The sequence below is a fragment of the Azospirillum sp. UENF 112521 genome (assembly GCF_058780665.1).
In genome coordinates this window covers 2,266,198-2,282,755 of the sequence record NZ_JBSNCI010000002.1, presented here as the reverse complement: position 1 = coordinate 2,282,755, position 16,558 = coordinate 2,266,198, and the positions used below count along the sequence as shown (strand labels likewise).

The 16,558-nt window shown below is 70.3% G+C and carries 13 protein-coding genes; 10 read left to right on the top strand and 3 right to left on the bottom strand.

The genetic code is table 11. The features are described from left to right. Window positions 1-18 precede the first annotated feature (18 nt). From lpxD to ACWPN8_RS13125, 3 genes are read left to right on the top strand one after another with little or no spacing between them, the layout of a single operon-like run. On the top strand, window positions 19-1,149 hold the full coding sequence (gene lpxD, locus ACWPN8_RS13135) for a UDP-3-O-(3-hydroxymyristoyl)glucosamine N-acyltransferase (RefSeq protein WP_492241046.1): 1,131 nt from the start codon (window positions 19-21) through the stop codon (window positions 1,147-1,149). A 50-nt stretch (window positions 1,150-1,199) separates the two neighbouring features. After that, window positions 1,200-1,976: an RNA methyltransferase gene (locus tag ACWPN8_RS13130; protein WP_109445505.1), complete on the top strand. Its 777-nt coding sequence runs from the start codon at window positions 1,200-1,202 to the stop codon at window positions 1,974-1,976. A 28-nt stretch (window positions 1,977-2,004) separates the two neighbouring features. Further along, window positions 2,005-2,736, top strand: a complete 732-nt coding sequence (locus ACWPN8_RS13125; RefSeq protein WP_492241045.1) for a LytTR family DNA-binding domain-containing protein — start codon at window positions 2,005-2,007, stop codon at window positions 2,734-2,736. Here the strand turns inward: ACWPN8_RS13125 and ACWPN8_RS13120 are convergent. Further along, window positions 2,731-4,209: a tetratricopeptide repeat protein gene (locus ACWPN8_RS13120; protein WP_492241044.1), complete on the bottom strand. Its 1,479-nt coding sequence runs from the start codon at window positions 4,207-4,209 to the stop codon at window positions 2,731-2,733. The genes ACWPN8_RS13125 and ACWPN8_RS13120 overlap by 6 nt on opposite strands. Before the next feature lie 236 nt (window positions 4,210-4,445). Between ACWPN8_RS13120 and cowN the strand changes: the two genes are divergently transcribed. Continuing rightward, window positions 4,446-4,742 (top strand): N(2)-fixation sustaining protein CowN, encoded by a 297-nt coding sequence (cowN, locus tag ACWPN8_RS13115; protein ID WP_085090167.1) that lies wholly within the window; start codon window positions 4,446-4,448, stop codon window positions 4,740-4,742. 4 nt (window positions 4,743-4,746) lie between these two features. Here the strand turns inward: cowN and ACWPN8_RS13110 are convergent, their stop codons facing one another. Then, window positions 4,747-6,120, bottom strand: coding sequence for a PQQ-dependent sugar dehydrogenase (locus tag ACWPN8_RS13110; protein ID WP_492241043.1), 1,374 nt, complete (start codon window positions 6,118-6,120; stop codon window positions 4,747-4,749). A 289-nt stretch (window positions 6,121-6,409) separates the two neighbouring features. On the opposite strand from ACWPN8_RS13110, the gene ACWPN8_RS13105 reads away from it, so the two are divergent. From ACWPN8_RS13105 to ACWPN8_RS13080, 6 genes are all read left to right on the top strand, one after another. Then, a complete protein-coding gene (locus ACWPN8_RS13105; protein WP_492241042.1) occupies window positions 6,410-10,237 on the top strand; it encodes a response regulator in 3,828 nt (1,275 codons plus the stop codon). Between the two features lie 50 nt (window positions 10,238-10,287). Further along, the gene (locus ACWPN8_RS13100) at window positions 10,288-11,175 is read left to right on the top strand and encodes a diguanylate cyclase (RefSeq protein ID WP_492241041.1); all 888 of its coding nucleotides are present in this window, start codon (window positions 10,288-10,290) and stop codon (window positions 11,173-11,175) included. Further along, window positions 11,172-12,344: a molybdopterin-binding protein gene (locus tag ACWPN8_RS13095; protein ID WP_492241040.1), complete on the top strand. Its 1,173-nt coding sequence runs from the start codon at window positions 11,172-11,174 to the stop codon at window positions 12,342-12,344. The genes ACWPN8_RS13100 and ACWPN8_RS13095 overlap by 4 nt, the downstream gene beginning before the upstream one ends. A gap of 24 nt (window positions 12,345-12,368) precedes the next feature. After that, window positions 12,369-14,357, top strand: coding sequence for a molybdopterin biosynthesis protein (locus ACWPN8_RS13090; RefSeq protein WP_492241038.1), 1,989 nt, complete (start codon window positions 12,369-12,371; stop codon window positions 14,355-14,357). 262 nt (window positions 14,358-14,619) lie between these two features. Then, complete coding sequence (locus ACWPN8_RS13085) at window positions 14,620-15,195, top strand: sigma-70 family RNA polymerase sigma factor (RefSeq protein ID WP_109452609.1); 576 nt, start codon at window positions 14,620-14,622, stop codon at window positions 15,193-15,195. Between the two features lie 10 nt (window positions 15,196-15,205). Next, window positions 15,206-15,880 carry a ChrR family anti-sigma-E factor gene (locus tag ACWPN8_RS13080; protein WP_492241036.1) on the top strand — a complete coding sequence of 225 codons (675 nt, stop codon included), beginning with the start codon at window positions 15,206-15,208 and terminating at the stop codon, window positions 15,878-15,880. A gap of 90 nt (window positions 15,881-15,970) precedes the next feature. Here ACWPN8_RS13080 and ACWPN8_RS13075 read toward each other — a convergent pair whose 3' ends face one another. Beyond that, window positions 15,971-16,438, bottom strand: a complete 468-nt coding sequence (locus ACWPN8_RS13075) for a preQ0 transporter (protein WP_109445523.1) — start codon at window positions 16,436-16,438, stop codon at window positions 15,971-15,973. Window positions 16,439-16,558 lie beyond the last annotated feature (120 nt).

Below are 16,558 nucleotides of genomic sequence, written 5' to 3'. Positions count from 1 at the left end.
ACACCGGTGCGTCCCATCATGATCCACGCCCCCCGTACCCTCACCGAGATCGCCGAAGCGCTGGGCGCCGCGGTCGAAGGCGACGGCTCCCTCACGATCCGCCGCGCCGTCCATCCGTCGGAAGCGGAAGGGCCGGAGGATTTGGCGCTTGCGATGGACAAGGATCTGCTGGCCCTGCTGCCCGGCAGCAAGGCGGTCGCCGCCGTCGTCGCCGAAGGGGTCGAGGTGCCGGAGGGCATCAAGGGCCGCATCGTGGTGAAGCGTCCGCGCTATGCCATGGCCGGGATGCTCGACATCTTCGAACGTCCGGTGCATGCCGAGCCGGGGGTGTCGCCCCAGGCCTATGTGGCGCCCGACGCGGTGGTGGCGCCCGATGCCTCCATCGCTCCCTTCGCCTACATCGGCCCGCGCGCCCGCATCGGCGCCGGTGTGGTCGTGCTGCCGCATGTCACGGTCGGGGCGGACGCGGTGATCGGCGAGGGCAGCCTGCTGCACCCCGGTGCCCGCATCGGCGAGCGGGTGGAGATGGGCGCCCGCTGCATCGTCCATCCCAACGCCGCCGTCGGCAATGACGGCTTCAGCTTCGTCACCCCGGAGCCGGGCAGCGTCGAATTGGCCAAGACCACCGGCCGCGTCGTCGGCACCAACGTGCTGATCCGCCGGGTGAACTCCATCGGCACGGTCGTGCTGGGCGACGATGTCGAGATCGGCGCCGGCGCCACCATCGACCGCGGCACGGTGACGGCCACCCGCATCGGCAACGGCACCAAGATCGACAACCTCGTCCAGATCGGCCACAACGTCCAGGTCGGCACCAACTGCATGCTGTGCGGCCATGTCGGCATCGCCGGCAGCACGGTGATCGGCGACCGTGTGGTCCTGGCCGGCAAGGTCGGCGTCGCCGACCACATCAAGATCGGCAGCGACGCGGTGGTGGCGGCCAATTCCGGCGTCGGCATGAACATCCCGCCGAAGTCGGTGTGGATGGGCTATCCCGCCGTGCCGCGCGCCCGCGCCTTCGAGCAATACAAGGGCCTCGCCCGTCTGAAGCGTCTGTTCGCCGACGTCTCCGACCTCAAGGCGCGCCTGACCGCCATCGATGGCGGCCCGGTGAAGACCGAGGCGGAGCCGGCGGAGCAGCAGGAATAGGCGGCAATCCGGCCGTCTTCGCCCTTCATCGTTCAACCACAATCGTCCCCATGACCTCCGGCCAGAACCCCACCCGTGAATCGATCCTTGGCGGCCCGGCCGTCATCCTGGTGCAGCCGCAGCTCGGCGAGAACATCGGCGCCTGCGCGCGTGCGATGCTGAATTGCGGGCTGACCGACCTCCGGCTGGTCAAGCCGCGGGACGGCTGGCCGAACCCGAAGGCGAATGCCGCGGCGTCGGGGGCCGACCTCGTCATCGACAATGCCAGGATCTTCGAGACGACAGCCGAGGCGGTCGCCGATCTGGAGTCGGTCTTCGCCACCACGGTGCGCACCCGCGACATGATCCAGCGCTTCGTCACCCCGCGCGTCGCGGCCGGCGAGATGCGGGAGCGCTATGCCGCCGGCCAGAAGGTCGGCGTGATGTTCGGGCCGGAGCGCACCGGGCTGTTCAACGACGACCTGACCCTTGCCCAGACGCTGGTGACGGTGCCGCTGAACCCGGCCTTCTCTTCGCTCAATCTGGCGCAGGCGGTGCTGCTGATCGGCTACGAGTGGTTCCAGGCCGGCGATCGCACGCCCGACCGCTTCCTGCACACCGGCCAGACCCGTCCGGCGACGATGGCGGAGCGGGTGAACTTCTTCGAGCGGCTGGAGGCGTCGCTGGACCGTACCGGCTTCTTCACCAGCGAGGCCAAGCGCCCCTCGATGATCCGCACCCTGCGCAACGCCTTCGAGCGGATGGAGATGACTGAGCAGGAGGTCCGCACCCTCCACGGTGTCGTCACCGCCCTGGTCGAGGGCGACAAGCGGAAAGGCGGGAGTTAAACCTCAAGCACCGCTATAGTGGGCGTCCATGGACTATGCGTTGCAGAACATGGATGTCGGGCTGGTGCTGCTGGACAGCGCGCGGCGGGTGCTGGCCCTGAACCCGGCGGCGGTCCGGCTGCTGGGCGACCGCGCGGCCGGTCTGGTCGGCGCCTATCTGCACGACCTGCACCCGCCCTCCCACCGCGCCAAGGTGGAACTGCTGCTGGCCGCGGCCGGCGAACCGGCGGCCCCGGCATCGGCCTGTTCGATGATGGTGGCGCTTCCCGGCCGGGTGCTGGTGGTGAAGGCGACCGCGCTGGCGCCCGCCACCGCGGCGGGGGAGGGGAGTGCCGTCACCGCCCTGATGCTGATGGAGGCGGCGCGGCCATCGGCGGCCGATGTCCAAGTCCCGCCGTCGCCACCGCCCACGGCGCAGGCGCCTGAACCGCTGGTCAAGCTGCCGGTGGAGAAGGGGCAGGGGATCGTGCTGCTCGACCCGGCCGATGCCGTCTATCTCCAGGCCGACGGCCATTACACCACGGTCCACACCGCCGATGGCGCCTTCTTCTGCGGCCTGCCGCTGTCGGAGCTGGAGGCGCGGCTCGACGCCCGATCCTTCGTGCGCACCCATCGCGGCTACATCGTCAACCTGCGCCATGCCCGTGCGGTGGAGCGGCAGGACGGGCGCGCCGCCTTCGTCATGGCCGCCCCCGGCGCCCCCCGTGTGCCGGTCAGCCGCAACCGGGCCGAGGCGCTGAAGAAGCGGCTGGCGCTATAGCCGCTGTTCCATCTGCCGTGCCAGCGCCGGCCAGTCGCGACCGGGTGAGGCCCAGTTCGCTTCGCCATGGGTGGCGTGGCCCGGCAGCGGGCAGGCCAGGAAACGGCCGGCCGCCCCCAGCGTGTAGTGCAGGCAATAGTCGATGGACCGCCGTTCGATGCGGAAGCGGTCCCAGACGGCGCCGTCCTCGCGCAGGGTCGACAGGCGGCAGGCCCAGGTCATGGTGGTGCTGGCGGTGAATTTCCAATGGCTGAGCGGCTGGCGCAGCACGCAGGTTTCCTCGCCGCCGGCCGCGATCACCCCATCGAGGCCGGTGGCCTCGGGGGCGGCGTATTTGTCGGCATGGTCGTACAACGTCACGTAATCGGCGATCTGCAACCCCTCCGCCAGCATGGCGCGGGCACCGGGCAGATGCAGATAGTCGTCCTCCAGGAAATAGACGATGGCGTCCTGGTCATACTGGCGGTCGGACAGGTCGGCCAGAGCCAGCGCCTTGGCATGCAGGAAGGAGCCGTGATGGCCCAGCGCCGTGCGCTGGATGACGGCTGGATGGAGACAGCCGGCCTGTGCCAGCATCGCCTCCACCCGCTCCACCGTATCGTCCCGGCAATTGTCGGCGATCACCCGCAGCTCGTCGGCGGCCGGACGGAAGACATCGAGGAAATTGGCCAGGCAGGCGAAGGGGCCGGCGATCTTCTCCTTGGGGTTCCCGCGGTCGCTCAGCCGGTAATAGACGCGCAGCCGGTTGGGAGCGGGTGGAAACCGACGCCGGTCATGATGCCGCCACCGGGCTCCGCCGCTTGCGATCTGCCGGCGGTGCAGAGCCAGGGCCAGATCGCAGAAGCCGTCCTCATGCTCCGGCTCGACCGCCAGCAGCCGGCTTAGCCAAGCCACCGACGCCTCCGCCGGGCCATGCTGCAGGGCCGCGACGCCAACGGTGCGCAGGGCGCCGGCATCGCCGGGAGTGAGGACGAGGGCGTTGCGGAAGGCCTGCACGGCCGTGGCTGCGTCCCCATGCTGCAAGGCCAGCGCGCCAAGCTCGGCATGGAGGTCGGATCGCAGAGGATGCCGGCCGGCCGCTTCACGGAGGGCGTCGACGGCGCCCGCCCGGTCGCTAGCCTGCTGACGGGCGGCGGCCAGACGGCGCCAGGGCATGGAATCGGCCGGGGTCAGCAGGGCGGTGCGGCGCAGCCAGACCATCGCCGCCCCGGCGTCGCCGCGGGCCTTGATCATGGCGGCGAGGTTGGCGGCATAGTCGGCGCGGGCCGGATCGCAGGCGCAGGCACGGCATTGGCGCGCAATCGCATCCGCCGCGCCGTCGGCCCCCTGCTGGAAGCGGACGATGGCGGAAAGCTGCCAGGCGTCTCCCGTCTCCGGCTCCCGGCCGAGAAGCGCGATGCAGGCGTCATACGCCTCCTGCCGGCGCCCGTCGCGGAAATGCCCGGCCGCCGCCGCAAAGTCCTGGACCGCCATGTCCCCCGTTCCAATCGCCCGTCGGTTGCATCCGTGGCGCGAGAGTGGTCCGTGGGCCGGGCATGGTCAAGCTTCGGCGACCGTTCCGTTCATGCAGCGATCCCGCCATTCGCGCAGGCCGGATGCCGCTGGTGCAGGGCCGCTTGATCGCAGGCGTGCCAGCGGGGAAGCATCGGACCAATCTTCCCCACCCCTGCCGACCGGCCCCTGCCAATCGGAATGAGGAGCCCGCACCCGTGGACAGCATCGACGCGCCCGACCGCTATGTCTCGTTCAAGGGGATCGACTGCGAGGGCAACAGCCGCCGCATCATCGACCGCCTGTACATGCACATCGACGACCCCGCCAAGACCAACGCCTTCTGGGAGCGGTTCCGCGCCAAGCTGGCGGTGGCCGAGGACCCGCTGAAACGGCAGGCCGACGGGCTGTGCCTGCTCTGCGCCAACATCTATTACATCGCCGACCTCTTCGAGGAGCACGACGACGAGGACGGGCTGGCGATGCTGCGCCAGCTGGAGGACGAGTGCTGCTGACCCGTCAGGGCCTGGGAGCCGTCCTGCCCGCCGGCTCCCTCTCGGCATCCTTGTCCGCTGCGGCATAGGCGACGCGCCAGACCGTGCCGGAGGCGTCCTCGGCAATCAGCAGGGCACCGTCGGCGGTCACCGCCAGCCCGCTCGGCCGGCCCCAGACCTTCGGGGTCTCGTCGCCCTCCGCGGCGCTCCCCGTTGCGGTTCCCGCGGCCGGGGTGACGCGGAAGCCGGTGACGAAGGTCTCGTAGGTGCCGGTCGGCCGGCTCTTGTCGAAGGGTGCGGTGTCGAAAGGCACGAAGGCGATGGCGTAGCCCGTCGGCCGCGAGCGGTTCCACGACCCGTGCAGCGACACGAAGGCCCCCATGCGGTAGCGCTCCGGGAAATGGGTGGCGTCGCCGAAGGCCAGCCCGATCGGAGCCGAATGGGCCTGGAACAGCAGCCCCGGCACCAGCGCCGCCTTCACCAGATCGGGCCGCCGGCCGGCAAGGTCGGGCTGCGGGTTGTCGCCGATGTAGGAATAGGGCCAGCCATAGAAGCCGCCCGGCTTCACCGCCGTCAGGAAATCGGGAACCAGCTGGTCGCCCAGCCCGTCGCGCTCGTTGACGACGGCATAGAGGTCGCCGGTGCCGGGCTTGAAGGCGAGGCCGACCGCGTTGCGCAGGCCCGCGGCGTAGGTGCGCTGGCCGCTGCCGTCGATGCGGAATTCCTGGATGGTGGCGCGCGGCTCCGGCTCCACCCCGATGTTTCCCTCCGATCCGATGCCGACATAGAAGTGCCGCCCGTCCGGCGCCACCGCGACGGAGCGCGTGGCATGGCCGCCGCGCCTGCCGAAGGCGCCCTCCGCCGTCAGCCGCCGCCGCTCCCCCGCCTGGGTCGCCCCGGCGGTCCAGGGCAGCCGCCACACCCCGGCCAGATCGCCGACCAGCACCGCCCCGTCATGGAAGGCGAGGCCGAAGGGATGGTCGAAGCCGTCGGCCCAGACCTGGGCCATCTCCGCCCGGCCGTCGCCGTCGGCATCGCGCAGCAGGGTCAGGGTGCCCGGCCGCTGCTGGGCCACCAGCACGTCGCCGTTGGGCAGGACCAGCAGGTTGCGCGCATTCTCCACATGGTCGCGGAACAGGGTGACGGTGAAGCCGCGCGGCGCGCGCAGGGGCTGCTCGGCGGGGCGGGGCACCAGCACCGCCTCGTTGGCGACCGCGGGCGTGGCATAGGGCTTCGGCAGGGTTTCGATCCGCACATGCACCTCGGCACCGACCGTCTGCATCGGGTCCGACCGCACCGGGCCGGTCAGCGCCGATTGCGCCAGGGCCGGGCCGGCGGCCAAAGCCAGCAGAGTGGCGAACAGGAAAGGCTTGGGCGGCAGGGGGCGGCGGTCGGCCATCGGACGGTCGCTTTCACGGCGGAGGCGAGGGCGAAGGGGGCGGGGCGGGCATGACAAATATCGGACGTGAATATGGGGACGATGCCCCAGCCGTTGTACGGACACAGGCGGTGCAAGGGGGGCTGTACCGGAGGGGTCCCCCGCAAGCGCCGGGTGTCGCGAACGTCACCCTTGTGCACATCAAGTTGCTTGCGGACGCAGCCGGCGCCAGACCATACTCCGACCGATCTAGGCGGAAGGACCGGCGGGTGGCGCCGGTTGCCGGCGGCGGTGCGGCGACAACTCTGCAATGATGGACAGACACCCGATCGACGCTGCGGCACTCACGCTTTCGCCCACCCGCACCCGTCTGTTGCTGGCCGCGGCCTTCGCGCTGATCGCGCTGCTCGGCGCCGGCTTCTGGGGCTATGTCGTCTGGGCCGACCGGGAAGAGACTCTGCGCAACAGCCGGGAACAGGCCCAGTCCGCCGCCCGCCTGCTGCAGGAGCAGGTGCGGCGGACGGTTGCGACCGCCGACCTCGCCATCGGCCGCGTGCAGGACCTGATCCGCTATCACGGCATGCCCGGCCTGGACACCAACCGCGACGCCTGGATCCCCATCCGCGATATGGTGGACAACCTGCCGGAAATCGCGGCGCTGTGGGTGCATCGCCCGAACGGCGACAATGTGCTGACCAGCCGCCAGTTTCCGGCACCGGCAGGCAACGTCGCCGACCGGACTTATTTTCGCGCCCATCGCGATGGCGTCGATTTCCACGTCGGTGAACGGATCACCGGCCGTTTGACCGGAGCGCTTTCCTTCACGGTCAGCCGGGCGATGCGGCAGGACGGCGCGCTGCTGGCCGTCATCCACACCAACATCGAGTTCGACTATTACCGGATGCTGTACGAGGGGCTGGAACTCGGAGCCGGTTCGGCCATCGCGATCTACCGCACCGACGGCAAGCCGGTGTTGAGGTTCCCCGACACGGAGCCGCTGGACGGGCCGGAAGGTCCAACGGTTCTGCGCCATGCGGCGGAGGCCGCGACCGAGGTGTTCCAGACCGACGGACCCGACGGGGTCGGCAAGCGGATCCTGTCCTATCAGCGGGTGCCGACCCTGCCGCTGATCGTCTTCGTCGCCCTGTCGGAGCGGACGGAACTGGCCCCCTGGCGGGAGCGCACACTCCGGGGCAGCATCCTGGTCGGGCTGGCGGTGCTGGCCTGCGCCGGTCTGGCCTATACCGCGCTGCGCAGCCTGGAGCGCGAGGTGGCCGGCCGCCGCATGCTGGCCGACACCAACGCCGAGCTGGACACCAAGAAGAGCGAGTTGGAAACCGCCAACGAGGCCTTTGCCAGCGCCAACCGCCGTTTGAACCTGATCCTGCATTCGGCGTCCGACAGCATCTGCGGCATTGACCGCGACGGGATGATCACCTTCGCCAACCCCGCCACCTCGGCGCTGACGGGCTATTCCAACGAGGAGCTGCTGGGCGGCAACCTGCATGCGCTGATCCATTCCCGCCGTGCCGACGGCAGCCATTTCCCGGCGCTGGAATGCCCGGTGACCGAGGTGCTGCTGAGCGGGGAGAGCCGGCGCGGGCTGGAGGACACCTATTGGAGCAAGGTGGGGAAACCCTTCCTGGTGGAGTACACGGCGTCTCCGATGCTGGCCGAAGGCAAGGTCGAGGGCGCCGTGGTGGTCTTCCACGAGATCGCCGAGCGCAAGCGGGCGGAGGCGGCGATGCAGCGCGCCCGGCTGGCGGCGGAGGCGGCGAGCCGCTCCAAGAGCGAGTTCCTGGCCAACATGAGCCACGAGATCCGCACGCCGATGAACGCGATCCTCGGGCTGATCCACCTGCTGCAGCAGACCGAGCTGAACAGCCGGCAGGCCGATTACGTGCAGAAAGTGCGGGTATCGGCGCAGTCGCTGCTGGGCATCCTGAACGACATCCTCGACTTCTCGAAGGTGGAGGCCGGCAAGCTTGAGCTGGAGCGGGTCGATTTCCGCCTGGACGATCTGTTGCAGACGTTGGCGGTCATCGTCGGGTCGGCCGCGCAGGAGAAGGACATCGACGTCCTGTTCTCGGTGGCGCCGGATGTGCCGCTGGATTTGATCGGCGATCCGCTGCGGCTCCAGCAGGTCCTGATCAACCTCGCCGGCAACGCCATCAAGTTCACCGAGGCGGGAGAGGTCGTGGTGTCGGTCGGCGTGCGGTCGCTGGGTGACGATGGGCGCGCCGTGCTGGACTTCGCCGTGCGCGATACCGGCATCGGCATCCCGCCGGACCAGCGCGACCGGCTTTTCAAGGCCTTCAGCCAGGGCGACAGCTCCACCACCCGGCGGTTCGGCGGCACGGGGCTGGGGCTGGCGATCTGCGCCCGGCTCGTCCGGCTGATGAAGGGAACGATGGATGTGGAGAGCGAGCCCGGCAAGGGCAGCGTCTTCCGTTTCCAGGCGGAGTTCGGCCGCCATCCCGGTGGGGCCGGCCGGCGAACCGGCGGGGCTGCGGCCGGCTTGCCCGACTCCCACCCGCGCCCGGTGCCGCGCGACCTGACGGTGCTGGTGGTCGACGACAACCCCACCGCGCGCGAAGTGATGGGCGCCATCGCCACCGCCTTCGGCTGGACCGTCACCGCCTGCTGCGACGGCCAGAGCGCCATCGCCGAACTGGAACGTGCCGCCGCGGCAGGCCATGCCTATGACATGGTGCTGATGGACTGGAAGATGCCGGGGATGGACGGCATTGAGGCGGCGCGCCGCATCCGCGCCGATGTCCATGCCGGCACCCCGATGATCATCGTCATCAGCGGCTATGGCCGCGAGCGGCTGGGCGCCCGCTTCGAGGAGGCCGGGATATCCGGTTTCCTGGTGAAGCCGGTCACCGCCTCCACCCTGCTCGACGCCGTGACCGTCGCCTATGCCCAGGCCGGACATGGCGCGCCTCTCCTGCCATCCCCGGTTCCGGCGCCGTCCGGCGGCAGCGGGTTGGGCGGGCCGGCCTGGGACGCCAGCCGGGCGCTGCATGGCCGCCGGCTGCTGCTGGCCGACGACAACGACATCAGCCGGCAGGTGGCGTGCGAGATCCTGGAGCGCGCCGGCGCGTCGGTCACCGCGGCATCGACGGGGCGGGAGGCGTTGGACTGTGTGCGCGCGGCCGGCCAGCCGTTCGACGCCGTGCTGCTGGACGTGCATATGCCGGACATGGACGGCTTCGCCGCGACCGCAGCGATCCGTGCGTTGCCTGGTGGGCGGCTGTTGCCGATCATCGCCATGACGGCGAGCGCCCTGCCGGAGGACCGGCAACGCTGCCTCGACAACGGAATGGACGCCCATGTGCCGAAGCCGCTCGACCTGCCGCAGCTGTTCGCCACGCTGGCCCGCTGGATCGGGCCGCCGCTGGTGGCGGTGCGGCCCTGCGCGCCCTGTGGCGCCGCCCCTGTCCCGCTGCAAGGCGACGCCATGCTGACGCGCGCCATGCCGATTGGCCGTCCCGCCGGACCGCTGGCCGATTTGCCCGATGGATTGCCGGGCATCGACATTGCCGATGCGCTCAACCGGCTGGGCGGGGATACCGACCTGTTCCGCCGTTTCATCGGCCAGTTCGCCGACGGCTATGGCAATGTCGCCGAACGCATCGCCGCTGCGGTGAACGGCAACGATCTGGCCACTGCCAAGTCCATCGCGCATGAGCTGAAAAGCGTCGCCGGCAACCTCGGTGCACGCGGCCTGTCGGTCGCCGCCGATGCATTGCAGATCGCCGCCTACAGAGACGATGCCGTCGCGGCTGCTGCCCAGGTGCCGGTGCTGCGCAGCGAACTGGCGCTCGTGCTGGAGAGCGCGCAGCGGCTGCGCGCGGTGCCCGACGGGAAGACGGGGCCGGCGGGAGAGCCGGCGATGTCCGGCCGGTCGGCGGAAACCCGGTCGTTGCTGGCGAATCGCCTACCCCAATTCGTAACTTTGTTGCAAGAGAGTAACTTCGCAGCGGCGGAGGAGTTCGCTATTCTGGCGCCGTTGCTGACGGACTGGGTCGAGCCTTCGACGATGAAGGGGTTGTCCACCGCCATCGACGGTCTGGACTTCACCAAGGCACTTGGAATCGTGCGGCGGATAGCACGCAACCTCGGCCTCCCATAACCGATGGTCTGAACGCGCTGATGGCCGATCCCCGTCCGAAAATCCTTGTGGTGGATGATATCCCGTCCAACGTCCATGTGCTGAGCCGCATCCTGAAGGACGACTACGACATCTATTTCGCCACCGACGGCGAGAAAGCGTTGGATCTGGTTCAGGCCCGGATGCCGGATCTCGTCCTGCTGGACATCATGATGCCGGGGATGGATGGGTTTGAGGTGTGCCGGCGCATCAAGGCCGACCCCGCCATCCACGACATTCCAGTCATCTTCATCTCCGCCAAGAGCGAGGTGGAGGACGAGACCCGTGGCCTGGAGGTGGGGGCCATCGACTTCATCACCAAGCCGATCAGCCCGCCCATCGTGAAGGCGCGGGTGCGCAACCATCTGCTGTTGAAGCGGCAGACCGACCTGCTGCGCAGCCTGTCCTTCCTGGACGGGCTGACCGGCATCGCCAACCGCCGCCGCTTCGACGATGCTATGGCGCGCGAATGGCGGCGCTGTGCCCGGTCGAACCTGCCGCTGTCGCTCATCATCCTCGATGTCGATCATTTCAAGGCCTACAACGATCATTACGGCCATCAGGCCGGCGACGAATGCCTGCGCATGCTGGCCGAATTGCTGTCGGGCCGGGCAAAGCGCCCGAGCGACCTCGTCGCCCGCTATGGCGGCGAGGAATTCGTCTGCCTGCTGCCGGAGACCGACGGCCCCGGCGCCGTCCGCGTGGCGGAAGGCTTCCGGACCGGCGTCGCCGAATGCCGCATCCCGCATGCGCAGTCGCCGGTTATTCCCTATGTCACCATCAGCCTGGGGGTCGCCACCGTGATCCCGTCGGCCGACGGCAGTCCCGAGCAGTTGGCGGAGATGGCCGACCAGATGCTCTACCGCGCCAAGCGCACCGGCCGCAACCGCGTGCAGGACGCCATGGTGCCGGCGCTGTGACGGCGCCGCCGACAGGATCTTCCTTTTACGATGTTCGTGGCCGCGGTTTCCCGCGCCGTGCGCCGCTGGCGGATGGCTGGGACTGGATCGACCGCCGGGTCGCCGTGCCTGCCGCAAGGGTCCGGCCCGTGGCGGAATGCGGCGGGCTGCGGCTGGCCGGCGCCGTCGCTGCGCTGGCGGACTGGCCCGCGGCAGACCGTGCCGCGGTGGACGGCCATGCCGTGGCGGCGGCCGACACGCTGGGTGCCGGCTCCTACAACCCGGTGCCCTTGACGGCGGCGGTCGCGGTGAGCGCCGGCGACCCTCTTCCGGCAGGCTGCGACGCGGTGATCCCCTACGAGGCGGCGCAGGCCGTCGGTCCCTTCATCGAGGCCATCGACACGGTGGCGCCCGGCAGCGGGGTTGAGCGGCAAGGCGCCTGGACCGCCGCCGGAAACGCGCTGCTGCCGGCCGGGCGGCGCTTGCGTCCCGGCGATCTCGGCCTGCTCGCCGCCGCGGGGCGTGACACCCTATCGGTCCTGCCGGCGCCGCGGGTGCGGATTCTGATGGCCGGCGGTCCCAAGGCCAACGCGCCGGAGCAGGTCGCGACCATGCTGGCGGCGCTGGTCGGGCGCGACGGCGGGGGTGTCGAGGTGGTCGAGACCGTGCCGGCCGACCCGGATGCCCTGGCCGAGGCCTTCGCCCGGCCAGGCGCCGACCTGATCCTGTCGGCCGGCCGAACCGGCACCGGCCCCGACGATGTGGCGGCGTCCGCCCTGGCCCAGGCCGGCAGCATCGACCTGCACGGCATCGCCATGCGGCCGGGCGGCAGTGCCGGGCTGGGCATTGCCGGCGCGGTGCCCGTCCTGCTGCTGCCGGGGGAGCCGATGGCGGCGCTGGCGGCATATGAACTGCTGGCTGGCCGAGCGGTGCGGCGCGCTGCCGGCTTGCCGGCCGATCTGCCCCATGCGACGGTCCGGGCGGTGACGGCGCGCAAGCTGGTGTCGGAAATCGGCTGCCTCGACCTGCACCGGGTCCGGTTGGATGGGGACGGCAGGGTCGAGCCGGTGGCCTCGCCCGGCTGGCCGGGACTGGCGGCGGCGGCGCGGGCCGACGGCTTCGTCCTGATCGGCGCGGACAGCGAAGGCGTGCCTGACGGCGTTCCCGTCACCATGTACAGGTTCGACTGATCTTATCGAGCAAAGGTTTGCCGCGTGCACAGTTCCGACCGCAGCCGCGAGGACATCCGCCGTTTCGTCGCCCAGGCCGCCCGCCAGGACCAGTTCCTGGAGGTGGTCAGCGGCGAGGAGGCGCGTGCCCGCTTCCACCGCCATCTCGACCTGTCGCCACGGGGGGAGGAGCGGGTGACGCTATCGGCCGCGCTGGGGCGCGTGCTGTCCGCCGATGTGACGGCGGATGTCGATGTTCCCGGCTTCGACCGCTCGGTGGTCGACGGATTCGCGGTGCGCGCCGCCGACACCGTGGGGGCTGCCGAGGATCGGCCGGTGGCCCTGCGCCTGAACGACGAGGTGCTGGCCGCCGGCCATGCCCCCGAACTGACGGTGGAGCCCGGCACTGCCACGGTGATCGCCACCGGCGGCATGCTGCCGCGCGGCGCCGACGCCGTGGTGATGGTGGAGACGACGGAGGCGGTGGAGCGGCCCGACGGCCTGTTCGTCAGCCTGACCCGCCCGGCCACCCCCGGCGCCTTCGTCGCCGCCGCCGGCTCCGACATCGGCCGGGGCGAGGTGGTGCTGCGCAAGGGCCAACTGCTGACCTCGCGCGAGATCGGCGTGCTCGCCGCCATCGGGCTGGGCGAGGTCGCCGTGGTGCGCCGGCCGCGTGTCGCCATCCTGTCGACCGGCGACGAGATCGTCGCACCCGGCCAGCCGATCCGCACCGGAGCGGTCTATGACAGCAACGGCGCCATCCTGGCCGCCGCCGTCGCCGAACTGGGCGGGGAGCCGGTGCCGCTGGGCATCGCCCCGGACGAGGACGCGGCGCTGGAGAAGCTGGTCGCCCGGGGGTTGGACTGCGACGCGCTGCTGCTGTCGGGCGGTACGTCGAAGGGGGCGGGCGACCGTTCCCACCGCATCGTGGCGCAGCTGTCGGACCCCGGCATCGTCGCCCATGGCGTGGCGCTGAAGCCGGGCAAGCCGCTGTGCCTCGCGGTGACCGGCGGCAGGCCGGTGGTGATCCTGCCGGGCTTCCCGACCTCGGCGATGTTCACCTTCCACAGCTTCGTCGCCCCGGTGATCCGCGCCCTGGCCGGCCTGCCGCCGGCACAGGCGGAGGAGGTCACTGCCACCCTGCCGGTGCGGCTGGGGTCGGAGCGCGGGCGCACCGAATATGTCATGGTCTCGCTGGTCCATGGCGCCGGCGGGGGTGCTGGGGAAGGCGAACTGGCGGCCTATCCGCTGTCGAAGGGGTCGGGTGCGGTCACCGCCTTCAGCCATGCCGACGGCTTCCTCGCCATCGACGCCCAGGCCGAGGCGGTGGAGGCCGGCACGCCGGTGTCGGTCCAGCTGCTCGGCCGTTCGCTGACGCCCGCCGACCTGATCGTGGTCGGCAGCCAGTGCATCGGCCTGAACGCCGTGCTTGGCCGCCTGATCGGTGGGGGGATGACGGTCAAGGCGCTGAATGTCGGCTCGATGGGCGGGCTGGCGGCGGCGCGGCGCGGGGAGTGCGACATCGCCCCCGTCCACCTGATGGACCCCGCCACCGGCACCTACAACACGCCGTTCCTGGCACCGGGTCTCGACCTCGTCACCGGCTACCGCCGCATGCAGGGCATCGTCTTCCGCCGCGGCGATCCGCGGTTCGAGGGCAGGGCGGCGCAGGAGGCGGTGGCCGCGGTCGCCGGTCTGGCCGACTGCATCCTGATCAACCGCAATGCCGGCAGCGGCACCCGCATCCTGACCGACCGGCTGCTGGGGCCGGCGCGGCCGACCGGCTACTGGACGCAGGCCAAGTCGCACAACGCCGTCGCCGTCGCGGTGGCGCAGAACCGTGCCGACTGGGGTGTGGCCATCGAAACCGCGGCGAACCTCTACGGGCTGGGCTTCCTGCCGCTGCAGGAGGAGCATTACGATTTCGTCATCCCCGCTGCCCGCCGGGACCGTCCTGCCGTCCGCCGCTTCGTCGAGGCGCTGGAGATGCCGGAGGTGGCCGACGCCCTGCGCGCCATGGGGTTCATCAGATAGGGTCTGGAGAGACGGGGCGGCCCAATCGTCCGGCTAAACCGAACAAAATGCCGCAGGCCGGGTTTTTTCGTGATCCAGCGGCTGGACGGTTGCGTACCGAAGGTCACGATGCGACATACAGCCCGGCGTGAAAGCCCGCGGGATGCAGGGCAGAGTGCAGGATTGACGCAGAGGTCTTGAAAACGGGGCGGCTGCCGCGAATTCCGGGAATGGGTGCCATCCCCGGCTTGTGCGGAAGCCGATGTTCCCCTTGAATGGGACCATGCAGGACCAGCACACCCCCGCGGCCGACATGGCCCCCAGCCTGGAAGATCTGCTCGTCGCCGTAGGGCGCGAGCGGGACCGCCAAGCGTTCGGGGTTCTGTTCGGCCACTTCGCGCCACGGCTGAAAACCTATCTGCGCCGGTTGGGATGCGATTCCGGCGGGGCGGAAGAGCTTGTTCAGGAGGTCATGCTGTTGGTCTGGCGTCGCGCCGAAACCTACGATCCGATCCACGCCTCGGCCGGCACCTGGGTGTTCACCATCGCCCGCAACAAGCGGATCGATGTGTTGCGGCGCGAACAGCGGCCGGAGATCGACCCCGACGATCCCGCCCTGGTGCCCGAACCCGATGAGGCCGCCGACCGCCGGATCGAGGCGAAGGAGAGCAGCGGGCGCCTGCGCGCCGCGCTGAAGGACCTGCCGCCGGAACAGGCCGAGCTTCTGCGCATGGCTTATTTCGAGGACAAGCCGCACAGCGTCATTTCCGCGGAGCACGGCATCCCGCTCGGCACCGTCAAATCGCGTCTGCGTCTGGCGATGGAACGCCTGCGCCGGTCGCTGAAGGATGTCGGATGAGGCATTTTTGATGAACCGGCCGAGCCACCACCCCGGCGACACCCTGCTGATCGATTATGCCGGCGGCGCCCTGTGCGAGGGCGCGTCGCTGGCCGTCGCCACGCATATGGCCTTCTGCCCCGCCTGCCGCCACGCCGTGACGGAGATGGAGGCGATCGGCGGCGCCCTGCTGGACGATCTGGAACCGGAACCGCTGTCCGACGGCTGCCTGGAGGCGCTGATGGCCCGCCTGGACCATGAGCGGCCGGCGCCCTGCCGCCCGGCTGTGAAGCATTCGGCGGAGCGGTCGCGCTATCCGGAGCCCCTGCGCAGCTATCTGCGCGGCCGGCTCGACCGCGAAGGACGGCTGGAGGAGGATGCCTGGCGGTTCCTGCAGCCCGGCATGCGCAGCATGGAGCTGCTGTCCGGCCCGGACGGAACCACCAAGCTGATCCGCATGAAGGGCGGCGTCGGCGTGCCGAAGCACACCCATGGCGGCATCGAGTTGACCGTGGTGCTGGAGGGCGGTTTCTCCGACGAGTTCGGCGCCTTCCTGCCCGGTGACATCGCCATCGGCGACCCGTCGCTGGTCCACCGCCCGGTGTCCGACCCGGAAGGCTGCCTGTGCCTCGCCACCACCATCGGCGGGTTGCGGATGACCGGACCGCTGGGGCGGCTTTTCAACCGGTTCGTGAAGCGGTTCTGAAGACTACGGCCTGCGGTGCCCTCTCCCTAACCCCGCTTGGCAGAGGGTGGGAGAGGGCATCCGGAGCCGACGGCCTGACACCGCGCAGCCTTACGCCGCGACCGCCACACGCCCGTCGCGGGCGCGCATCAGCAGCCAGACCACCGAGACACCCAGCAGCTTCGACGCGAAGCTGGCGGCCCAGACGGCCGGATCCCAGACGTCCAGCATGCCGAAGAAGATGGCGGTGTCGACCGGCACCGACAGGGCGGCGCTGATCCACAGCCGGTCGCGCAGCGGGCGGCGGGTGACGGTGAAGACCGCCCAGTCGATCATCTCCGACACGGCGAAGGCGGCGACGCTGGCGGTGGCGACGAAGGGATCGGTCAGCAGATAGGACAGCACGGTCCCGCTGAGCATGGCGGCGAGTGCCCAGTGGCCGAAGCGCACCTGCACCATGTCGCGCAGGATGAAGATCAGGCCGGCCCAGCAGGACCAGACCAGATCCAGGTGCGGAAACAGGCTGAAGGCGAAGTTGATGGCAAGAATGCTGCCGATATAGGCGGCGAGCCAGAGCATGGCGATGATCCTCCGAGAGCGGACCCGCGGCAATACGGGCGCTGATGACCGGAGCCGGCCCCGCGTGAATGCGAGCGCCCCGAGAAACCGCTCTAGCTAACAGAACATCGCCATGCTGGG